The sequence below is a fragment of the Stenotrophomonas sp. X genome (genome assembly GCF_055721025.1).
Genome location: NZ_CM146756.1, coordinates 652,537 through 673,907, shown reverse-complemented (window position 1 = coordinate 673,907; position 21,371 = coordinate 652,537). Strand labels below are relative to the sequence as shown.

The 21,371-nt window shown below is 67.5% G+C and carries 14 protein-coding genes; 2 read left to right on the top strand and 12 right to left on the bottom strand.

All coding sequences use genetic code 11. The features are described from left to right. Nucleotides 1-64 precede the first annotated feature (64 nt). Nucleotides 65-1,069 (top strand): DUF4434 domain-containing protein, encoded by a 1,005-nt coding sequence (locus tag ACZ75I_RS02965; RefSeq protein WP_472958686.1) that lies wholly within the window; start codon nucleotides 65-67, stop codon nucleotides 1,067-1,069. Here the strand turns inward: ACZ75I_RS02965 and ACZ75I_RS02960 are convergent. The 8 genes from ACZ75I_RS02960 to ACZ75I_RS02925 form a co-directional block, all read right to left on the bottom strand. Continuing rightward, nucleotides 1,063-3,897, bottom strand: a complete 2,835-nt coding sequence (locus ACZ75I_RS02960) for an NfrA family protein (RefSeq protein WP_472958685.1) — start codon at nucleotides 3,895-3,897, stop codon at nucleotides 1,063-1,065. The genes ACZ75I_RS02965 and ACZ75I_RS02960 overlap by 7 nt on opposite strands. Beyond that, nucleotides 3,894-6,041: a glycosyl transferase family protein gene (locus ACZ75I_RS02955; protein ID WP_472958684.1), complete on the bottom strand. Its 2,148-nt coding sequence runs from the start codon at nucleotides 6,039-6,041 to the stop codon at nucleotides 3,894-3,896. Before ACZ75I_RS02955 ends, ACZ75I_RS02960 begins: the two co-directional genes overlap by 4 nt. A 6-nt stretch (nucleotides 6,042-6,047) precedes the next feature. After that, nucleotides 6,048-8,249, bottom strand: a complete 2,202-nt coding sequence (locus tag ACZ75I_RS02950; protein WP_472958683.1) for a hypothetical protein — start codon at nucleotides 8,247-8,249, stop codon at nucleotides 6,048-6,050. After that, the gene (gene wecB / locus ACZ75I_RS02945) at nucleotides 8,246-9,430 is read right to left on the bottom strand and encodes a non-hydrolyzing UDP-N-acetylglucosamine 2-epimerase (RefSeq protein WP_472958682.1); all 1,185 of its coding nucleotides are present in this window, start codon (nucleotides 9,428-9,430) and stop codon (nucleotides 8,246-8,248) included. The genes ACZ75I_RS02950 and wecB overlap by 4 nt, the downstream gene beginning before the upstream one ends. 266 nt (nucleotides 9,431-9,696) lie before the next feature. Beyond that, nucleotides 9,697-10,731 carry a fimbrial protein gene (locus tag ACZ75I_RS02940; RefSeq protein ID WP_061478426.1) on the bottom strand — a complete coding sequence of 345 codons (1,035 nt, stop codon included), beginning with the start codon at nucleotides 10,729-10,731 and terminating at the stop codon, nucleotides 9,697-9,699. Further along, nucleotides 10,722-13,286 carry a fimbria/pilus outer membrane usher protein gene (locus tag ACZ75I_RS02935; protein WP_472958681.1) on the bottom strand — a complete coding sequence of 855 codons (2,565 nt, stop codon included), beginning with the start codon at nucleotides 13,284-13,286 and terminating at the stop codon, nucleotides 10,722-10,724. Before ACZ75I_RS02935 ends, ACZ75I_RS02940 begins: the two co-directional genes overlap by 10 nt. 92 nt (nucleotides 13,287-13,378) lie before the next feature. Beyond that, nucleotides 13,379-14,107, bottom strand: a complete 729-nt coding sequence (locus ACZ75I_RS02930; RefSeq protein ID WP_472958680.1) for a fimbrial biogenesis chaperone — start codon at nucleotides 14,105-14,107, stop codon at nucleotides 13,379-13,381. 85 nt (nucleotides 14,108-14,192) lie between these two features. Next, nucleotides 14,193-14,732 (bottom strand): fimbrial protein, encoded by a 540-nt coding sequence (locus ACZ75I_RS02925; RefSeq protein WP_005415238.1) that lies wholly within the window; start codon nucleotides 14,730-14,732, stop codon nucleotides 14,193-14,195. Between the two features lie 459 nt (nucleotides 14,733-15,191). Between ACZ75I_RS02925 and ACZ75I_RS02920 the strand changes: the two genes are divergently transcribed. Beyond that, nucleotides 15,192-15,557 (top strand): hypothetical protein, encoded by a 366-nt coding sequence (locus ACZ75I_RS02920; protein WP_049414538.1) that lies wholly within the window; start codon nucleotides 15,192-15,194, stop codon nucleotides 15,555-15,557. A 10-nt stretch (nucleotides 15,558-15,567) separates the two neighbouring features. On the opposite strand, the gene pncB is transcribed toward ACZ75I_RS02920, so the two are convergent. The 4 genes from pncB to gspD form a co-directional block, all read right to left on the bottom strand. After that, complete coding sequence (gene pncB / locus ACZ75I_RS02915; protein WP_019661015.1) at nucleotides 15,568-16,746, bottom strand: nicotinate phosphoribosyltransferase; 1,179 nt, start codon at nucleotides 16,744-16,746, stop codon at nucleotides 15,568-15,570. Nucleotides 16,747-16,851: 105 nt separating this feature from the next. After that, nucleotides 16,852-17,691: a glycosyltransferase family 2 protein gene (locus tag ACZ75I_RS02910; protein ID WP_472958679.1), complete on the bottom strand. Its 840-nt coding sequence runs from the start codon at nucleotides 17,689-17,691 to the stop codon at nucleotides 16,852-16,854. After that, on the bottom strand, nucleotides 17,688-18,539 hold the full coding sequence (locus tag ACZ75I_RS02905) for a glycosyltransferase family 2 protein (RefSeq protein ID WP_061478430.1): 852 nt from the start codon (nucleotides 18,537-18,539) through the stop codon (nucleotides 17,688-17,690). The genes ACZ75I_RS02910 and ACZ75I_RS02905 overlap by 4 nt, the downstream gene beginning before the upstream one ends. A 621-nt stretch (nucleotides 18,540-19,160) precedes the next feature. Then, nucleotides 19,161-21,362 carry a type II secretion system secretin GspD gene (gene gspD, locus ACZ75I_RS02900; protein ID WP_061478431.1) on the bottom strand — a complete coding sequence of 734 codons (2,202 nt, stop codon included), beginning with the start codon at nucleotides 21,360-21,362 and terminating at the stop codon, nucleotides 19,161-19,163. Nucleotides 21,363-21,371: the final 9 nt, after the last annotated feature.

The following is a 21,371-nucleotide window of genomic DNA, read 5'->3' as shown; positions in this document are numbered from 1 at the left end:
AGCGGCCGGCACTACCCGTTGCTGGGTTCACCTGCTGCGCACGGTGCTCTGGGATGATGCGGGCATGGTTGCGCCCGTCCTTCCCGCAGATCCGTCTTCGCCATTGCGCCGCCGCCTGCTGCGCGCGGCCGTGCTGGCGCCGTTGGCCGGTACGCTCGCTACCCTGCCCGGCTGCTCGCTGCCGGTGCAGGTCGACGGCACCTTCCTGCAGCCCTGGCGCAGCCACCTGCAGTGGGGACTGGCCGACTGGCAGCGCTCGTTGAAGCTTGCACACACGCTGGGCTGCCGCCAGCTGGTGCTGCAATGGACCGGCATCGTCGGCGGCAGTGACGGCGACTGGTCACTGCCCGACGGCAGCCTGCAGCAGCTGTTCACTGCCGCCAGCCAGAACAACCTGCGCATCCGCGTCGGCCTACCCTTCCAGCAGCGCTGGTGGCAGGCGATTGGCGCCGGCGACGCCGCGCTGCAGGCGTTTCTGGCCGACAGCCTGGCGCACGCGCGCAGCTGGTTGGCACAGGCGCCGTGGTCCGAGCAGCCGGCCTTCGGGGGCTGGTACCTACCCTACGAACTGGAGCAGTACCACTGGGCCGATCCGGCTCGCCAGCAATGGCTGGCGCAGTGGCTGCACGGGCTGGTGCAGGCCGCCAGCGCGCGCGGCGGTGACTGCGCGATCTCCTGTTACTTCAGCCGCCTGCAGTCCGATGGCGACCTGGTCACGCTATGGCAGGCGATATTGGCCCACGCCACGCTGCGACCGATGGTGCAGGACGGCGTGGGCGTTGCCGGCGCCGGCAACGTCCAGCAGCTTCAGCCGTTGCTCGATCATTTCCACGTGCACGACATCGGCTTCGACGTGATCGTCGAGCTGTTCCGCGAACTGCCCGGCAGCGCCGCTGATGGCAGCGGGTTCAAGGGCGAGACTGCCGATGCCGCACGGATCCAACGGCAGCTGGCGTGGGCACGCGACAGCGGCGCACAGCACGTGCTGGTCTATGCGCTGGAGCCGTGGCTGACCCAGGACACGCCGCAGGCGGCGGCGCTGCGGCGGCGGTGGGGGCTGCCTCAGTAATAGAGGATGGCGGTGGCGAACAGGCCCTTGGCGCGCTGCGTATCACCGCCACCGATCGCAAAGCGGTACTGCACGGTCAGGTCGAGGTAGGAACGCGGCGTGTTGTAGCGGTCCTCGCGGAACCAGTAGCGCACGCCCAGGCCCGGCCCCGCGCCCAGTGACCAGCTGCGCTGCGTATCGTTGAGCGCGAACGACTGTCCCGGAAACAGCGGGTAGCGGATGTCGCGCACGCGCGAGCGCTGGTCCAGCCAGTCCGCCCCCACCACCGCATACGGCGTGACCACCCAATGGGTCTGCCCGTCACCGAAACGGAAACTGCGTCCGGCGCGCAGTTCACCGGCAGCGAACCACTGTTCGCGATGCAGGCGCCCATTGGCATCACCGATCCGCCGCACCGGTATGCCGTTGGCATCGAGTGCATCCAGGGTGAAATGCGCGCTGTTGTCATCCCATGTGTAACCGCCCTGCGCGTAGCCGCTGACCATCCACCACTGGTTCACGTCGGTGCGCAGGTCGGTACCGTGGTAATAGCCGTAGGTCAGGTAGGACATCCAGCCACCGGAACCGCTGGCCAGGCGGTAGCGGGCCAGGGTGCTGGATTCCAGTGGCGGGTTCAGGGCCAGCTGCAGGCGGCACTGGACGGCCGCGGAGGCGGGATAGACATCGCCCGTGCGCGTGGCGCTACCGAGGAACTGGCGGCGCTCGATGCCGGCACTCAGGCCGGTCTGGCCGAAGGCGTAGCGCATGCCGAACGAGGCGATGGTGGACGGCCAGCCGGTGGTGGAACGCGAACGGCTGAGACGGTCGGCGCGTGCACGTGCGTCGGGTGTCGATTCGCCGGTGCACGGGTCCACTGCGCGGATCGATTCGTAGGTGCCGCCCTCGTCGTACAGCGTGTTGAGCAGCCGCGTGTAGAGCTCCAGCGTGCCATGCTGGTCGTTGAACGCCGGGGGCCGCCAGAACGCTTCCAGCGTGCTGAACACCGAATCGCCCGGCGTACTGATCGCCGCGCCGCCGACATTGGTCGCGGCCTGGCGCGCGCCGCGGAAGCCGGCCGAGGCGATCACGCCCCACTCGCGCGAATAGTTGGCGATGGCATTGCGCACGTTGTAGCGCTGATGCGCATCCAGAGGCAGCTCACCGGCGTCGGCGCGATCAATGGCGCTACGCAGCAGCGACACCGCCTGAGGATGATCGCCGTTGGCCGCACTCGCATACGCCTGGTCGATTACCACGCTTTTGGGTGCCTTGCCGGTGGCCTCGGCGGCACGGAAGTCGGCCAGTGCGCGCGCCGGTTCGTGGGCCTTCTGGTTGAGATAGCCGCGCTGCATCAGCAGCCCGGCGTCATCAGGGCGTTGCGCCAGTGCCGCGTCCAGGCGCAGCCGTGCTTCGTCCTGCTGGCTGCGGTTGCCTGCCGCCAGCGTGGTGGTCAGCAGGCCTTGCAGGTCTGCATCGTCCGGTGCGAGCTGCACGGCCTGCCGTGCTTCACCGATGGCCTCGGCAAAGTGCTGCCGCGCGTAGGCTGCATATGCGCGCTGTGCAGCGCCACCGTCGCCCTGCAGGTCAGCCGGCATCAGCTCGCAGATATTGGCGGTGTCATCCGATTGGCAATGCTGGAACGGCGCTGGATAGGCCTGCGCACTCATGCGCGGAAGCTCGCGACTGGATTCGGTCGCGCTGGCGCGCTGCTCGATGCCCTGCCGCAGCAACTGCTGCGCGCGTGCATCGCCTGCATCGGCTGGCAATACCGGCCGCAACGGCGCCAGCAGTGCAGCCGCACGTGCGCGATCCCCAGCGGCCAGGGCCGCATCCACGGCCAGCAGGCGCACGTTGCGCTGCTGCGTTGTGGACCCCGGCATGGCGAGCGCGGTGTCGAAGTCCTCATTGGCAAGCACGGTCTTGCCCTGGCGCTGGCGCAGATAGCCGCGCATCACCCGGGCATTGAGATCCCCGCCGTCGGCCTGCAGTGCCTGGTCGGCGCTGCGCTCGGCGTCGGCCAGCCGCCCCTGCTGCAGCTGCGCGGTGATCAACAGCAACCGGTACGAAGCAACATCCGGCGCAAGCTCGACGGCGGCCCGCGCCTGCGCGACGGCCGCCGCATCGTTCTGCGTGGACAGCGACTGATAGGCCTGCTGGGCCTGCAGCAGCGCGCGCTGGCGGGCCAGCGCCACGCGCCGCGCGTGTAGTTCCTCGACGTTCGGTGCGCCCAGCTGCAGCGCCGTGCCGATGGCCGCGTCGGCCAGTTCGGCCTGTTGCTGTGCTTCCAGCGCCGCCACCCACAGCATCGCCCAGGCACCCTGCTTCGGCTGCTGGCGGAAGGCCTGCTCGGCCTTGCTGGCCGCTTCCCGCATGCGCCCGGCGTCATAGGCAGCATAGGCCTCGGTGGCCAGCGTGTAGGCCTGCTGCCTGGCGCGGTCTGCGCCGCTGCCGGCCGCGCGCGGTGGGGAGGGTGCGCGCCCGCCCCGGGCATCCGGGGGCGTGCTGCGCGCAGCGGTGGCAGCGGCCAAGGCCGGCAAGGCCGGATCCTTCAACCCGGCATCCAGTGCACGGCGCGCCTGCTGCTGCGCCTCCGCCGGCCGGCCCAGTTTCTGCAGTGCGTAGATCTGCAGCAGGCGCAGCCGCACCACGTCCGGGCGCAACCGGATCGCTTCGCTGGACTGCTGGTAGGCCGCAGCGTAATCACCGCGCTCGTAGGCGGCGAAGGCCTGCTCGGCGACGCGGTAGGCCGCACCGGACAACGGCAGCGGCGCATCGGCCTGCGCCAGTACCGGCGCGGCGGCCGTGGCCAGTGCCACGGCAATGACGGTGGACAGCAGCGTGGTCTTCATGCCGGCAAGGCTCCGGGAGGCGGCGACTGCAGCGCGGCCGCACGCCGGCGCTGCTCCTGCATGGCCTGGGCCACGGCCTCCTCGGTGGTGATGCCCTGCTTGACCAGGTAATCGCCAATGCGGCCATCGCGCTGCGGCTTGTACGCATCCAGTGCAATCTCGAAGCGCGCGTGGTCGATCAGGCGCATCTCCACCAGCAGGTCGCCCAGCAAGGGCACGTCGTCCAGCTGCCAGTGCTGGTCGCCGCCGATCAGGCGCAGGCCTGCGTTGATTTCGCTTTCGCGGGCGATGCTCTGTTCGATGTGCGCGCTGCGGGTTTCCTGCTTCAGCAACGCCAGCGCGTCTTCGGGCAATGGGCTGGCCACGGCCAGCCGCAGTGTCTCCTGCTGCCGCGGCGGTAGCGGCAGCATGCGCCACTGCACGCAGGCATCGGCGCTGACCGGGAATGAGCCCGCGCGCAGGTAATCGATGTCGATGACCGCACGCGGCAGGTCGCCCTGGAAGGCGATGGCTTCGGCCAGGGTTTCATCATCCAGCCAGCCCTGGGTGAGCAGGATGCGGCCCAGCGGCTGCCGCCGGCCGGCATGCTGCTGCGCCAGCGCCTGCTGCAGCCGCTCCGGTTCCACCGCCTGCCAAGTGGTCAACAGCTCACCGAGTTGCTTGCGGGTCTGCACCAGCTGTGCCGCATCGGGAAAGTCGTGCATGGTCTTGTCCCAGACCATGCGCTTGCCGAACAGCAGGTAGGCCAGGAACACCTTCCATGCGCGGGCGGTGGCCATGAAGTTGATCATGTTGCCGACCACCATGCGCGGGATCGACATCAGCGCATGCTCCCAGCCGTACAGGCGGTTGACGAAGTAGAAGCGCTGCACGACGCGGGTCGCCAGTGCCGCCGTGGTCAGCAGCGCGACATTCATCTGCCAGGTACCGGCCTGGAACACGCTGGGGAACTGCGTCGTCCACACCCCGGTCGCCTTCAACAGCCAGAACAACAGCAACTGCAGGAAGATGAGGTAGGCGATGATGCTGACGAACGAGGTGATGATGCCCTTGCGATCGCGCGCCAACAGGTACTTGGTAGCCAGCGAACCGCGCCAGCCCAGCGACTCCCAGCTCTGCAGGCCGATGCCCAGCACCCAGCGCGCCTTCTGCCGGTACGAGGCGCGGAAGTTGTCGGGGAAGTACTCACGCACGCACAGCGCCATCTGCTGGGTGCGCTCGCGCACCGGCCCCCAGCCGAACCATGACGGCCGACGCACGCGGAACTGCACCGGGAAGCGGGCGAAGATCGACTGCATGCCCATGGCTGCCAGCCGCGCACCGACGTCGTAATCTTCGGTGAGGCTGTCGGTGTTGAAGGGCTGGTTGTCGGTCTGCGCGCTCAGCGCCAGCAGCGCACGCCGCGAAAAGCAGGTGCCGACGCCGGCCGACGGCACCATGCCGGACACGCTCTCGCGCACCACCAGGTCCTTGGCGTGCCATTCGGCGAACTCGTCCATGTAGACACCGGCCACCAGTTCGTACCATTCGCGGTCCAGCGAGGTGACCGGCAGCTGGATCATGTCCTTGCGCGGCAGCAGGTAGTTGTAGAAGCGCAGTTCCATCGGGTGCAGCACGTCTTCGCTGTCGTGCAGGATCACCCCGGCGAACTCGATGTCGTGGCGCTTCTCGTAGTCGAAGATCGCCAGGATCAGCCAGTTCAGGCAGTCGGCCTTGCTGGTCGGTCCGTCATGCGGCACCTCCACGCGGCGCAGGCGCTTGTAGCGACGGCGCATGCGCTCGACTTCGTCGATGGTCTGCTGGTCGTTGGGATAGGTGCCGACGAACACGACGTACTCGCGGTAGTCGAGCACGTTGATCATGTTCTCGACCATCTGCGCGATGACGTCGTACTCCATCCACGCCGGCACCATGACCGCCAGCGGCTGTTCCGGCCGCTGCAGCAGGTCTTCCTGGGTCAGCGGCCGGTACGCGTCGCGGCGCTTGACGGTCAGCGCGCGCCAGCTCTCGCGCACCCAGTACCAGACATCGATGAACAGGTCATCGAGGCTGGAGATCAGGATCAGCACGGCCACCGCCGCCGCCGTGGTTTCCAGGGCGGCGTAGTAGTTGGCCAGCTGGATGTTCCAGAACAGACCGTCCACGGTGGATCAATGTCCTGCGTTGGCGGACTTGCGGCGGCGCACCTGGGTGACGCGGGCGGCCAGCAGCGCGAATACGATCACGCCCACCAGCAGCAGCAACCAGACCATGTGCCGTTCCCACTTCGATTGCGGATTGCCGTCGTGCGCGAGGCGCGTGCCATAGGGATCCTGGCGGTCGAATTCGCGCACGACATCAGTGCCGTCAAGCACGGCCAGATCGCCGCGCAGCAACCGGAACGGTGCGCTGAACGACGGTGCCTGTGCGCCGAGGTCGCTGTAAAGAACGCCCAGCTGGCCGCCGGACGACCCCACCTGCACCACCGCGGCGCGATCCAGGCCGCTGACATCCAGCAGCGGTTGCGACGTGCCACCGACGCGCAGGTGGCCATCCTTCAGGCCGGCCACATCGACACCGGCCGGTGCAACGCCGAAGGCCAGCCATGGCGCGCCCGGGCTGACCGCGGCACCGGCGTCGACCACCTTCAGTTCCGACGCCTCCGGCGAAGCGCCCACTGCACTGGCCACCGCGATGACCTTGCCCAGCGAGGCCGGTGCATCCTGCAGCCAGGCGCCGGGCACGAACACCTGGTTGCCGCGTGACAGCTGGCTGCTGGCACCGACGAAATCACTGCCCAGCGAGCGCCTGGCCAGGGTCAGGTGGCTGCTGGGCAGGATCGAGACTGGATAGCCGGTCGCCGGATCGTGGCAGTAGGGGCGTGCCGGTTGGCGCAGGAAGCTGACACGGATCTCGTTGCGGGCCGACAGCGCGTAGGCCGGTACCTTGGCCACCAGCCGTTGCGGTTGGCCGTTGGCCGACAGCACCTTGCCGCCCAGCAGGTAGTCGTTGAGGTAGATCGTGGCCACCGCGCCCTGACCCGCCGCATTGGGGGTCGCCGAGACATCGATCACCACTTGCCCGGGCAGGCGGCCATCGGCCGACAGCGTGCCCAGATCGAAGCTGGCGCTGCGGTCGGCGCGGGTCACCACATCCATGGTTCCGGCGATGTTTCCGAGCCGGCTCAGCAGTACCTGGTCACCGTCCAGTTTGGGCGTTCCTGCTGCGCTGACCTGCAGGCTGCGGCCCAGCGCATAGCTGCGCCACTGTTCGGCGAACAGTCCGGCAACCTTGCCCGCTGCCGCCGGGTCGACCACCAGCGTCGGACGGCCTGCAACGGCCACCACGCTGACCGACGCGTTGGCGGCGGGCTTCTCCAGGCCGCCCATGTCAGTACCGCGCCACGTGGCAAACGCTGCGCCCGCATCGGTGCCCGCCGCGCCGACCTGTGCGGCCAGCGCATCCAGCGCCGCGCGTACGCCGACGCGCAATGCATCGCTGCCGATCATCACATCGGCGGCCAACGGCCCGCTGTCACGCAACGACAGCAGCGCTCCCACTTCGGCCAGGTCCTTGATCGCGTGCACGCGCTCGCCCGCGGCCAGCGCGGCGTACGCCGGCACGCCCTGCAGGCTGGCCGGGATGCTGATGCCGGCCAGGTCGACGCTGTCGCCGACCTTGGGCAGCGCCACCACCTGCACCTGCTTGCCTCCGGCCTGCAACGCGGTACCAATGCGCCAGGCGGCATCATAGGTGGGCGCCTGCAGCGCCTTGCCCTCCACCAGCAGGCGCACCCGCGGTGGCAGCGCGCCCCAGGCCTTGGCCACGGTATCCACGGCACGCCCATCGAAGCGGTAGCTGAAGCGCGAATCCGGCGACAACCGCAGCACATTGGCCGGCGCGCTCTGGTCGGCACATTGATAGTCGGACACGATCGACCACCAGCCGACACCGACCCGCACGAAGCCGTTCTGGCGGGGTTCGCCATCGATGGCCAGCAGCTGGCTGGCATCGCCCTGGGCATCGGTGATCGAGCGCGCGGCGATCGGATCGCCATCCACCGACCACAGGCCTGAAGTTCGCCCGGCGTGGCCACGCACATAGCGGCCATCGAGCTGCAGCTGCGCATCGCGGGTGGCAACACCCGCCGGCACCGGCAGGTAGACCTCGCGCTGGCTCTCCTGCCCGCTGAGCACCAACGGTTGGCGGAAACCGAGTTCGCGCAGGGTCATCTGCCGGCTCACCGTGCTGTCACCGCTCCATTCGGCGAACTGGCCGGCGACGCTGTCGGCGGCGTGGGCACTGCCAACCGCGCACGACAGGACGAACGCGGCGGCGGAAACAAACAGGGGACAGCGGCCGGTCTGGGTCATGGCGTCACTTCGCGTGGATGGGAGTGGGCGGCACCGCCGCTGCGGAGGCCGGGCGAGAATTCGGGAAGGGGGGCGCCACGCAGGGCGGCGACGATGCGGGCGCTGGCGCGGCCGTCGCCATAGGGACTGCCATCGGGGTCGAAACGGGTCGGCTGCGGTGGCTGTGCCAAGGCCGCATTGACCCCCTCGACGATGCGCGAGGGCGTGGTCCCGACCAGCGTCACCACACCGGCCTCGACCGCCTCCGGGCGCTCGGTGACGTCGCGCATCACCAGCACCGGCTTGGCCAATGCCGGCGCTTCTTCCTGCACGCCACCGGAGTCGGTGAGGATGACGTCGGCGCGCTGCATCAGGCGCACGAAGCGCAGGTAGTCCTGCGGCGGCACCAGGTGCACGTTGTCGAGGTTGCCCAGGTGTGCGTTGACCGGTGCCTGGACGTTCGGATTGAGGTGCACCGGGTACAGCACCTGCAGGTCCGGCCGCTGGGCCAGTTCGGCCAGCGCACGGCAGATGTCCTCGAAGCCCTGGCCGAAGCTCTCGCGGCGATGGCCGGTGACCAGCAGCAGGCGGCGCCCGGGGTCGAGCATGTGGAAGGGTTCGTCGGCCTGGGCACGCAGTGCCGGATCGGCATCCAGGCGCTGCACGGTCTGCTGCAGGGCATCGATGACGGTGTTGCCGGTGACCAGGATCTGCCCGCCCAGATGCTCACGGGCCAGATTGGCGCGCGAGCCGGGAGTAGGTGCATACAGCTGATGACCGACCACGTCGATCACCCGCCGGTTCATCTCCTCCGGCCATGGCTGGTTGATGTCGCCGGTGCGCAGGCCGGCCTCGACATGGCCGATCGGAATGCGGTGGTGGAACGCGGCCAGGGCGGCGGTCATCGCCGTGGTGGTATCGCCGTGCACCAGCACGCGATCCGGGCGGACCTGCGTGTAGAGCGCGTCAAGCCGCTCGAACAGCCTGGAACACAGGCCATTGAGGGTCTGGTTGGGCACCATGACATCCAGGTCATGGTCGGCGGTGATCTCGAACAGCGACATCACCTGGTCGAGCATCGCCCGGTGCTGGCCGGTGATGCAGACCACCGATTCGACATCCGCAGCCTGGGCCAGGGCGCGCACCAGCGGCCCCATCTTGATCGCTTCCGGCCGGGTGCCGAACACCGACAGGACCTTCACCGGGGTGCTCCGGAAGGCCGGTGCTGGACAATGCCAGGAGCTGTAGCCACGTCTGGATCCTTTCGGCGTTACCGTCCAATGCCCGCAGGCAGGAGACGGTCACCTCATGAGGAAACTCCAAATTCGCGACGTCCATCACAATCGATTGATGGCACGTGCGTCGTGGCAGTGATCTTCATCGTTGGAAGATCAAGACGCAGTCAACGCCGCCCGTGGGACGGGCGACGTTGCGGCGGAACGCAGCAGGGGCAGCCGCCCGGGCGGCCTTACTCGTACTGGATGGTGAACGTGGCCTGGCCGTTCGCGACACCCGCACCCACCGTGCCAGCCTGGGTCTGCACATAGCGCGCGCGCAGCGGCAGCGCCATGACGCTGGTCCCCGGCGCGGTGGTGCCGACGTTGATGGTCTGGCCGAAGCGCACTTCGCGCTCGGTGGTGCCAACGCGCTGGACCATCTGGATGCCGATGCGGGTGGCGCTGTTGGTGGCCGCGCTGAGCTTCAGCACGCCCGGCATGTTCGAGCTGTCCTGGTCGGCATCGAGACGGATGCCGATCTTGCTCTGGTAGGCGGCAACATTGCTGCCCTGGCAGTTCAGGCGGATCTCGAAATCACGATCGACCGCGCGCGAACCGACACCGGTGAAGGTGGTGTTGGGCACGCTGCCGAAGTCGACGGCGATGTTGCGGCTGCCGGCCTGCACTTCGCAGGTCGGGCTGACCACGGTGGTGCCCGAGCCCTTGAAGGTCGAGGTCAGCACCGGGCGACCGGGGCCATCACCGTCGAAGTAGTAGGTGGTGAAGCGGCCGTTCGGCGCGATCACGCCCGAGCCGGTCTGGGCAGCGGTCTTGATCAGCTGGATGCGGAAGGTGCCTCCCACCAGCGAGATGGTGCTGCTGCTGCCGAAATTGATGGTGTGCGGATAATAGGTCTGGATCGCACCGGAGTCCCGGTACAGGCGGATACCCACGCCCGCCACATCGGTTTCATAGACGTTCGAGAAGCCGGCCACCGGACGCTTCTGCGCGGCGTTGACGTACTCGCCAATGGAACGGCCACCGGACCAGTCGCAACGTGCCACGCTGTTCTGCTGGTTGATCGGCTCGCTGATCTCCTTGATCACGCCACCGACCGGCGTGCTGGGCAGGATCACGATCTGGCCCATGTCCATGGTCACGTCCTGCGCGGTGAACCAGCTGGACTGGATGCGGCACGACGCGCTGGCCTGCTGTGCCAGCAGTGCGCCACCCAGCAGTACAAGGGCCGTCAGCGCCTTGCGGCCACGGGAAGAAATCATCGGCATGCTGCCTCCAGCGGGATGAAGCCGGTCTTGGACGCATCGGCGCCCGCCGGAACCTGGTAATCGATGGTGCAGCGCTGGTCGGCACCGGCGCCCCACTCCACCAGCAGGCGACCCTGGTTCTTTTCACTGCGCACGTACAGGCGGCCGCCCTGGCTGACCATGCCGACCGGCTGGCCCTGCTCATCCTTGACCTGTGCGCCGAACGGCATGCTGCGGCCATCCGGATTGCGTACCTGGATCAGCAACGCGTTGCCCTTGCGGGTATCGAAGCGCAGGTAGCTGATGGCACCGGCGAACGGTGCGATCGACTGGCTGGTGCTTTCCAGCTCGACGTCGTGGGCCATGCCCTGCGGATCGAGGGTGACGGTGTTGAGGCGGTACGGCGACACGTACGGCACCACGGCGTAGCCGCGGCCATCGACGCGCAGGCCCGGGGCGTTGCTGACGATCGCATCGCGCGCGCCCGGGGCCTCGACCAGCACCATGGTGTCGCCACGCTGCGGGGTGAACGTGAAGCCGCCCGGATGCACCACCACGCTGCCGTTGGCACCGACCGAGGCCTGGCGGAAATCACGCGAGTGGCTGTAGGTGGCATTCAACGCGGAGTAGCGGCTGCGATATTCGGCATTGCCGACCGCCGTGGTGCCACCCTCGCGGGAATCGGACAGGGCCACGCCGTAGCTGAAGTTGTTGTCGACGCCGGCCGAACCGGTGATGCCGACGCGGCTGTTGTCGTAGCCACCGCGGTCGCGCACGCCGAGATCGGCACTGAACGACACCGGGTGGGTACCCCGGCCCAGCGGCACGCTCATCGACAGCAGGTACTGGGTGTCGGAACGGCCGAGCACGCCTTCTTCGGTGCGCAGCGCCGAGAAGCCGTAGTTCACCGAACGCCAGGCGTTGTTGTAGCCCACCTGGTACTGCTTGGAGGTGCCGGAGCGGTCATAGAAGTCACGCACCGAACCGGTCACGTACAGCGCACCGCCACGCCGGCCCAGCGGCTGGTTCAAGGTCACCTGGAACTGGCTGCGCTGGCGACCACGGGTGGTCGGATCGATACCGCGCGCGTCCGAGTCACGGCCATACAGCGCGTCCTGCAGGCTGTAGAAGCCTTCGGTCGAGTAGCGGTAGGCGGCCAGGGTCAGGTTGGTGCCGGTCTCGCCGATCATGTTGCTGTAGCTCAAGCGCACGCTGGCGCCAGTGTGGCTGCCGTAGTGGTCGAACGAGGTGCGTGCATGGGTGACGTCTGCCGCGAAGGCACCGACCCGCGTGGACAGGCCGACACCGTACAGCAGCGACAGGTAGCCATCGCTCAGCGCGCTGCCGCCGTACAGGGTCAGCTGGTTGCCGATGCCGCGCTGGTAGGTGCCCTGCACCAGCCAGGGTTCGTCGGCCAGCAGCTTGTTGCGCACCTGGCCGGCGGTCAGCGAGTAACGCGACACGCCTTCGCGCAGCATCTGCGGCACCGAGCCGAACGGCACCTTGAATTCGCGGCGGCGGCCATCGGCCTCGATCACGCTCACTTCCAGGTCGCCGCCGTAGCCGGTCGGGTACAGGTCATCGATGACGAAGTTGCCCGGCGAAACGGTGGAGGAGTAGATCAGCTGCTGGTTCTGGCGCACTTCGATGCGCGCATTGGTCTCGGCGATGCCGCGCACCACCGGCGCGTAGCCGCGCAGCGAATCGGGCAGCATGCGGTCGTCGCTGGCCAGGCTGGCACCGCGGTAGCCGATCGAGTCGAACAGCTCGCCCGTGGTGTAGGCCTCACCGATGGTGAGCATGCCGCGCACCTGCGGGATGCCGCGCTGTGCGTAGGTGGCGATGCTCTGCCAATGGCGGCCGTCACCCTCGGACCAGGTCAGGTTGGAATCGTGGCGGAACTGCCAGCCGCCCAGGTTCAGGCCGGCATTGAGGCCGAGATAGGCACTGCGGTTGCGCTGGCCACCTTCGACACGGCTGTTGCTGTCGATGGCATTGAAGCTGTAGCCGACGAAACCGGCATTGATGCCGCGGTCCCACAGCGCCGGGTTGACGTAGCCGCGCGCCTCGCGGCGCAGGAACACCTGCGGGATGCTGAGGTCGTAGCGCAGGTTGCCGCTGTCGTAGACACCATAGGCATTGGCCATGCGCTGCTGCACCGGCACGCAGCTGGTCGTGTCGGTCGGCAGCGTCGGGTCCTGCTGCAGCAGCACGGCCTCGCTGTCCACGCCCATTTCCTCCAGCATCGGCAGCGGCAGGCAGGCGTCGACACGGCCCTGTGCATCGGCCTTGAACTGCAGGTCACGACGGCCCTGCCAGGCACCGTTGACGTAGACATCGACACGGTAACTGCCGGCAACCATCGGGTTGCCATTGCTGAAGGCCGCCAGGTCGACCTGCTTGGCCTGGCCGGACAGGAAGCTGGAATTGAACTGGGCCGATTCCGGTGCACGCGCATTGGCCGCACCACTCTGCGCCATCAGCGCCTGTTCGCCGAGATTGGCCGGCGCAGCCAGCGCCCATCCTGAGCAGGCCGCGCCAACAACCAGCAGGCAAAGCGCCTGATGGATCGACAATGTCAATCTGTTTCCGATCACACTGACATTCCTTCAATTCGCCGCACGGCGGCGGTGGCGGGATGCGCAGGCCCATGGCCGGCGCGGCGCGTTCAGCCCCCGGTGCTGTCGAGGCGGACGGTGTGCTCGACCCGGCCGCCGTAATCATTGATGGTGATGAAGCGCACCTGCTGCGTGCCCGCCGGTGCGGCGAACTCCAGGTTCTGCTTCGGCGCGACCATCGCGCCCTTGTCCTCGACGGCCTTTTCGCTGCTGCCGGTCACGGCATGCACTTCGGCCAGAGTGACGTGGAAGGGGCTCGGGTTTTCCACCCGCAGGCGGTCGCCATTGCGGGTCCAGCGCAGCGCTGCCGGTGCGTCGTTGGCGACGCCCTTCAGGCCCTGCGGCCGGTAGAAAAGCTTCAGGCGCGAACGGAACGCGACCTGCAGGTAATTCTGGTCACCACTGTCGGCGTTGTCCGGCGACGGCGGTACGTCCAGCACATTGAGCCAGAACACCGTCTCGCGATCGGTCGGCAGCTGTGCGCCGGAGAAGATCAGGCGCAGCGCCTGGCTGCGGCCCGGCTCGACGCGCGCGATCGGCGGCGTCAGCACGAACGGAGCATCACTGGTATCGGCGGTCTGGTTGGCGTCGCCACTGTCGATCCAGGCCTGGACCAGTGCGGGCGAGTCGCCCACGTTGTCGACCTGCACGGTGACTTCGCGCGCCTGTGCCGGGTAGATCACCCGCGTGCCATTGACCACCACGCCGGCCAGTGCGTTCTGGCAGAGGGGCAGCGTGAACGCTGCCAGCAGCAGCGCCCGGGGAAAGAGTGCTTTCATCGGAAGTACTACGCTCGAGGGGTGTGGCCAGGGGCCGCGGAGCACTGGCCGGCGTGTACGCCGGCCAATGCGGGTACGGCTACGATCAGTTGTAGATGATCGTGTACTTGACGCTGCTGGTGACGTCGCCCGGGGTGGCGGCGGCAGTGGCGTAGTACTCAGCGTAGTAGTTCAGGTCGGCCGAGCCGTCGGTGCCGACGGTGACCCACTGCGAGTTGGTCTGGGCCAGGCCAGCGCCGGCAGCCTTGATCGGCAGGAACTGGTTGTTCGAGCCCAGCAGCTGCAGCTGCACGTTGGTGGCAGCGTTGGCCGAGGCCTGGTTGACCAGGCGGCCGCTGTTGAAGTCGACGGTCGAACCCGGCTCGAAGTAGGTGGCGACGTTGCCGGCGCTGCACTTGGTCAGGTTGATGGCGAACGGGGTACGGCCCGCAACGGCACCGGCGGTAGCCAGGGTGTTCTTCGACACGGTCGGCAGGGTCACGGCGAAGTCCTTGCCGCCCGGGGTCGAGATGGTGCAGGTCTTGTCGGTCACCTTGCCATTGAAGGTGATGGTGCCGTCGGCGGCGTTGGCGGCCAGCGGAGCGGCGGCCAGCATCAGAGCGGCAATGAGGTTGATCTTGTGCATTCGCTTTTACCTAACCCTACTGAAGAGATGAGAAGTAGAGGAGGAAGCAAGGAGCACTGCCGGGCTAACAAGACCCATCCTTGCGTCTCACCTGTGGCCGGACTCGGACATACCTTCCCCTGAATCCGTGACGCAAGTATATGCACAACTGTGATGAAAGTCTCATTATTTTTCTGAACGCCAATTCATTGACGCCCTAAATGTGACGTGATAAGCGGAATCAGCGCCTGGGACGCGTGGAAGATTTGACGACGGGGCCGCCAGGTCGCGGACAACCGTGGATGACGCGTTGAGAGGCGCGTTCGGCAGGCGCGGAAACAGGCATTTTTCAGGCGGAAATCACCTTATTTGATGCGCATCACTCTTTCTTGGTGATGGCCCCAGCAGATTCGGATTTGTCCTATTAAAGGCGGATCGAACCTGTCGCTAACTAGGACACACCGAACCAGAGAACGTGTCATGAGGAATTCCATTCTGCTGTGTGTGGCCCTGATGTCCGTCAGTGCGCTGGCCCAGGCCAGCAGCGGCAGCATCCGTTTCAGCGGCCGCATCGCCGAGCCGGGCTGCACGACGAACCTGTCCCAGGGTGAGCTGAGCCTGGCGGCCTGCCCGCCGTCGGCCAAGGGCTCGACGGTGGAAGTGACGGCACTGGCCGATGGCCAGGCCGCGACGCTGCGCGATGGCAAGCGCCAGGGCCAGAAGCTGTCGGTGTCGGCCAGCGCGATGCGCGCCGGCGATATCGCCTTCTCCGAGCGTTACAGCGTGCAGGCTTCGAAGCAGCAGCCGCTGCAGGGCGCCTACCTGGTGGTGGTCGACTACCTGTAAGCCGACGTATTTACGCCGGCGGCAGCTCGAAGACCTGGCGCAGGTAGGCCAGGTAGCCCGGGTCGTCGCACATGCTCTTGCCCGGCGAATCGCTGAGCTTGGCCACCGGCTGGCCGTTGCAGCGGACCATCTTGATGACGATGTTGAGCGGTGTCGGGCCCAGGTCATTGGTCAGGTGGGTGCCGACGCCGAACGCGACCTGGCAGCGACCGCGGAAGTAGTCGTACAGGCGCATGACCTTGGCGATGTCGAGCCCATCGCTGAACACCAGCACCTTGCTGCGCGGATCGACGCGACGCTGCTGGAAGTGCGCCAGCATGCGGTCACCCCAGTCGAACGGATCGCCTGAGTCATGGCGCACACCGTCGAACAGCTTGCAGAAGTACATGTCGAAGTCGCGCAGGAACGCATCCAGGCCGACCACGTCGGACAGCGCGATACCGAGGTCACCGCGGTACTCGCGCGCCCACGATTCCAGTGCCGCCACCTGCGAATCACGCAGGCGCGGGCCGAGCGCCTGGAACGCCTGCAGGTACTCGTGGGCCATGGTGCCGTGCGGGGTCATGCCGTACAGGCGCGCGAAGTGGACGTTGCTGGTGCCGACCAGCTGCGGGCCGAGCGCGTCGCGCAGCAGCGGCAGCAGCCGGGCATGCCAGTCGCGCGAGTAGCGGCGACGGCTGCCATAGTCGGCGATGCGGCATTGTTCGAAGCCGGGGGTATCGCGCAGCAGCGCGGCCTTGGCCTGCAGGCGGCGCTCGCCTTCGGCGAAGTCGGCCGTGGTGGTGTTGCGGAACCAGACTTCGTTGATGATCGCCAGCAGCGGCACTTCAAACAGGATGGTGTGCAGCCACGGGCCGGTAATGTCCAGTTCGATCTCGCCGGGCACGGCCGTCGACGCGCGCAGCTGGATGTACTTGCGGTCGAGGTGGAACAGGCCGAGGAAATCGGCGAAATCCGGCTTCACGAAGCGCAGGCCACGCATGTAGTCCAGCTCCGCGTCGCTGAAGCGCAGGCTGCACAGGTGGTCGATCTCTTCGTCGATCTGGTCGATGTAGTGGGCCAGGTCGATGCCGGGCGTACGGCACTTGAACCGGTACTGCACCTGGGCGCCGGGGTGCTGGTGCAGCACCGCCTGCATCATGGTGAACTTGTACAGGTCGGTGTCGAGCAGGGACTGGATGATAGGCATGGAGCGGATTATGCGCCCGGCGGCGTGAACCGTGGTCGCGCCCGCCTTCCGTAGAGCCGGGCCACGCCCGGCTGGATTGTTGCCTGAGCCGAGCGTGGCCCGGCTCTACAACGACCTGCGCAGCAGGCGCGGCACCAGCATCGCCGCATGCGCCCAGATCGCGGCCCACACCGCAATGCGTACCGGCAGCGTGCGCTGCCTGGCCTCGAACTTCTGGAAGTAACGCCACAGCCCCCTGTGCTTGTGCCATTCCACGAAGAATGGCCTCGAGCGGCTGGAGACGCCGCGCACATGGATGACATGCAGATCGTTGGCGATCGCCACCACCGCGCCGGCCTCGCGTGCGCGGCGGCACAGATCCAGGTCCTCGGCATGCAAGCGGTAACCCGCATCCCAGCCACCGATGCGCTCGAACAGGGTACGCGGCATCATCAGCAGCGCACCGGACAACGCCGGCACGGGCTGCACGGCCTGGTGTGGATCGCGCGGAACTGCCAGCTTCGAGCCCTTGCCCGGCGAGCGCAGCATCAGCAGGAAATCCGGATCGCGACGGCGCACCGCTTCATCGGCGTGGCCGTGCTCGTCCACCTGCTCCACGCCCAGCAGGCAATCGCCCAGCACCTCGCCACGGCTGCGCAGTTCGGTCAGGGTGTCCGGCTCAATCATCAGGTCCGGGTTGATGAAGGCCAGCCAGGGGCTGTGCGAGTCGGCCACGCCCTGGTTGTTGGCGGCGGCAAAGCCGGGATTGTCCGGATTGCCGACGAAGCGCACGCGCGGGTCATGGCTGGCATGCCGCTGCACGATGTCCAGCGTGCCATCCAGCGAACCATTGTCGATCACCCGGATCTCGGCGATGTCCTGCGCCTGGCGCAGGCGCGACAGGCAGGCATCGATGGTGCTGCCACTCTGGTAGGTGACGACGATGGCGGCAATGGTTGCATTCAAACGGGAGGCTCCGGCGCGGGCGGGACAAACAGGTCGCCCTGTTCCTTCGGCATTATCGCCTGCCGCATGCGCTGCTGCAGGTCGGCACGCAGACCATGCAGTGGATCGTGCATCAGGAAATCGGCCAGCCGCGGCACCCAGGCCGGCCAGCGTGCCGCCAGGGCCTCCAGGTCGCCATCGCGGCTGACCGCCTCCCCTGCCCGGCCGACGAACGCGGTCTCGCACAACACATTGCGCCACCCCAGGCCCGCCATGCGCAGGCTGAGATCGATCAGCGCGGCATTCCAGCCGGCATAGCTGTCCACGTCCAGGCCACCGGCACGGCGGCGCGCGTTGCCACGTACCAGCACCGCGTGGGTGACCGCCGATGGCAACTCCGGGTGCAGCGTCGGCAATGTAGCGCAGGTATGCGCCAGCAAGGCCGGGTCATGGGGTTCGGGATTGATCTCGCCCAGCCGTGGCCACGCCGCGGTCTCGCCGGCATTGCACCAGGGGGTCGCGGTGGCGATGGCGGCATCGCGGGCGAAGGCATCCTGCAACTGCTGCAACCAACCGGGCGACGGCACGCTGTCCGGCGCCAGCACGGCCACGTCCAGGCCATCGCAGGCGCGCAGCATCTCATCCAGATGGGCAACCTCGCCCAGTGGCCGCGCGCGCCGGGTGTACTCGGCCTGCAGCGGCGTATGCGCCAACCAGTGCTCGACCACGGCCTGCGCACGCGGCCCTGCCTGCGCGTCATCGGCCAGCCAGACCGCAGTGCCCGGCGCGGTGCCGGCATCCAGTGCGGCCAGGCAGCGGTCCAGCGCGGCATCGTCCACGCACAGCGGCAACAGCACGATCGCCCCCATCCCGCCTCCGTGGTTGTCGGTGGTCACAGCGTAGCACCGGGAGGGTATCGGCCGGGTTGCACCCGGCACCCGCAGAGGCCAGAGCCAGAGCCAGAGCCGAAGCAACAGCCGGAGCAAAAGCTGGGTTCCTGGGGGATGGCGGGGTGGGTCCGGTTGCGGGGGACGCCGTAAATACGTCCCTGTAGGCTCGGTCGCCGCATCCATGCGGCTCACGCCCCCACAACCGGACCCACCCCGCCTTCGACAGTTTTCCGCGATCTGTCGGCCCTACCTTCTGTAGAGCCGAGCCATGCTCGGCTCAGATGTTTCGGATCTCGAAATATTCGATTTCGATGGAGAGTCATCCACGCATGGCGTGGATCGTGTCGACCAAGGTCGACACCTACCAACAGCAGCAGGAAACTGTCGAAGGCGGGGCACTGTGGGTTTGCGGGGTGTGAGCCGCATGGATGCGGCGACCAAGCCTACATGGACGTATTCACGGCGTCCCCGCAAACCCACAGTGCCCCGCCATCCCTCAGTAAACCCGCTGTTGCTGTTGCTGTTGCTGTTGCTGTTGCTGTTGCCGTTGCTCCAGCTTCAGCCTCTGCGGGTGCCGGGCGCAGCCCGGCCGTAACCCCCTTACTTCTTCGCGCGCGGCTGGTTCAGCGGTTCCATCGCGCGGAAGCGCTTGCTGTACTCATCGGTCAGGTTGCGCGATTCCTGGTTGTTGCGGACGATGGTCGGGGTCAGCAGCACGATCACCTCCGAACGACGGCTGGTGCGGGTCTTCTGCCCGAACAACGCACCGACCACCGGGATCCTGCTCAGGCCCGGAATGCCGCTGCTGCCATCGGTGGCCGAGTCGGTGATCAGGCCCGCCAGCATGATGGTGTCGCCGCTCTGTACCGCCGCTTCGGTGGACAGCTTCTTGGTCGAGATGCGCGGATTGCAGTTGCGCTCGTTCGGGTTGCAGGCGTCCGGCACGTCGGAGGCGCTGCTGACCTCCTGCACGATATCCAGGAACACCGTGCCATCGCGGGTCACGCGCGGGCGCACCTTGAGGATCACGCCCGTGTCGATGTACTGCACCGAGCTGTAGGTGCTGGTGCCCACGCCGGTGTTCACTGTGGTGGTGTTGATCGGCACCTTGTCGCCAACGTTGAGCGTGGCCTCGGCGTTGTTGCGCACGAACACCGACGGTGTCTGCAGCAGGCGCAGGTCGGTGACCTTGTCCAGCGCGCTGACCACGGCGGCCGCGTTGTGACCGGTGAACGCCCAGCCTACGCCATCGTTGCCGGTGACACCGCCGGCGAAGGTATTCCACGAACCGCCCGCTGCCGGCGGCAGGGTCAGGCCCGCCAGTGCGCCGGTCAGCGCGCGACCGGCCACGGCGTTGTCGAAGAACCAGTTCACGCCGTACTTCAGGTCACCGGTCAGCGCGACTTCGGCCACCTGTGCCTCGATGTGCACCTGCAGCGGCATCACGTCCAGCTTCTCGATCACCTCGCGGATCGAGCGCCAGGCCTGCGGGGTCGAGCGCACCAGCAGGGTGTTGGTCTCCTCCACCGCCGACACGCCGACGCGGTCGCCCTCCACTTCCAAGCTGACGCTGACGTTGCCGGGCTGGCGCTGCGGCAGGTTCAGGCTGCCGTTGCTGCTGCCACTGCCACTGCTCCCGCCCAGCGTCGAGCCGAGGGTGCTGCTGTTGTTGTCCATGCCACGATCGCCGTCACCGCCCAGCTGCGACGGGATGGCGCCTGGCGCGAGCGAGGCCGGGCTGGAGGCGCCGCGGTTGCCACTGCTGGCGAAGGCCTCGCTGAGGCGCTCGGCCAGATCGCGTGCCTTGATGTAGCGCAGCTCGTAGGAGAACAGGCGGGCGCTGCCACCTGCGGTGTCGATGCGATCCAGCCACTGCTGGATCTGGTCCAGGTAGCGTACCTGCGGCGTGATCACGAGCACGGCGTTGGCGTTCTCCAGCGGCAGGAAACGGAACATGCCAGCACTGGGCGTCTTGCTCTCTTCGCCGAACACCTTTTCCAGGTCGGCCGCGACCTGCTCAGCCTTGCCCGACTGGATCGGGAACACGCCCACCGACATGCCCGACAACCAGTCGACGTCGAAGATCTCGACGGTGCGCAGGTAGTTTTCCAGTTCTGCGCGCGTACCACCGAGGGTGATCACGTTGCGGCCGCTGTCCACATTGACGATGGCGTTGGGACGCGCATACGGCTCCAGCACCTTCTTCATCTCGGTGGCGGAGATGAACTGCAGCGGGACCACGCGGACCTCGAAGCCGCGTGCGCTGGCCGCCGGCGCGGTGCTCGGCGCGACCGTGCCGGCCAGCGCCTGGTCGGCGGCGACGATGTTGTAGCGGCCGCCGCTGTAGACCATGCGCGCGTTGTTCCAGCCCAGCACCATCTCCAGCAGGTTCAGCGCCTGCGCCGGCGAGACCGGCTTGGGCGTGGCCAGGGTCACCGTGCCCTGCACGCCCGGTGCAATCACGTAGTTCTGGCCAAGCATGTCGCCAAGGATGGCCTTGACCACCGCATGCAGCGATTCGCCTTCGAAGTTGAAGGTGGCCTCGCCGGTGCTGGCGCCATGCAGCGCCGGGGCCGGTGCGCGCGCGGCCTCACGGTTGATCATGGTGCCGGTGCCGCGACGGATCACCGCCTGCGGTGCGCCCTGGCTTTCGCGGGCGGCATCAGCGGCGACGTCGGCCGCTTGGCCGGCAGCGGCGCTGGGCGACAGGTTGCCGTTGCGCTGCACGTGCGGCGCGGACACCGTACTGCAGCCGACCAGCAGCGCGAGGGCAAAGGACCAGGGAAGAAAACGCAGGTTCATGCATTCACT

Coding starts and splice junctions, on each gene's coding strand:
- ACZ75I_RS02965 (WP_472958686.1), top strand. CDS start 65: ATGGTTGCGCCCGTCCTTCCCGCAGATCCGTCTTCGCCATTGCGCCGC.
- ACZ75I_RS02960 (WP_472958685.1), bottom strand. CDS start 3,897: ATGAAGACCACGCTGCTGTCCACCGTCATTGCCGTGGCACTGGCCACG.
- ACZ75I_RS02950 (WP_472958683.1), bottom strand. CDS start 8,249: ATGACCCAGACCGGCCGCTGTCCCCTGTTTGTTTCCGCCGCCGCGTTC.
- ACZ75I_RS02940 (WP_061478426.1), bottom strand. CDS start 10,731: ATGCCGATGATTTCTTCCCGTGGCCGCAAGGCGCTGACGGCCCTTGTA.
- ACZ75I_RS02930 (WP_472958680.1), bottom strand. CDS start 14,107: ATGAAAGCACTCTTTCCCCGGGCGCTGCTGCTGGCAGCGTTCACGCTG.
- ACZ75I_RS02925 (WP_005415238.1), bottom strand. CDS start 14,732: ATGCACAAGATCAACCTCATTGCCGCTCTGATGCTGGCCGCCGCTCCG.
- ACZ75I_RS02920 (WP_049414538.1), top strand. CDS start 15,192: ATGAGGAATTCCATTCTGCTGTGTGTGGCCCTGATGTCCGTCAGTGCG.
- pncB (WP_019661015.1), bottom strand. CDS start 16,746: ATGCCTATCATCCAGTCCCTGCTCGACACCGACCTGTACAAGTTCACC.
- ACZ75I_RS02905 (WP_061478430.1), bottom strand. CDS start 18,539: ATGGGGGCGATCGTGCTGTTGCCGCTGTGCGTGGACGATGCCGCGCTG.
- gspD (WP_061478431.1), bottom strand. CDS start 21,362: ATGAACCTGCGTTTTCTTCCCTGGTCCTTTGCCCTCGCGCTGCTGGTC.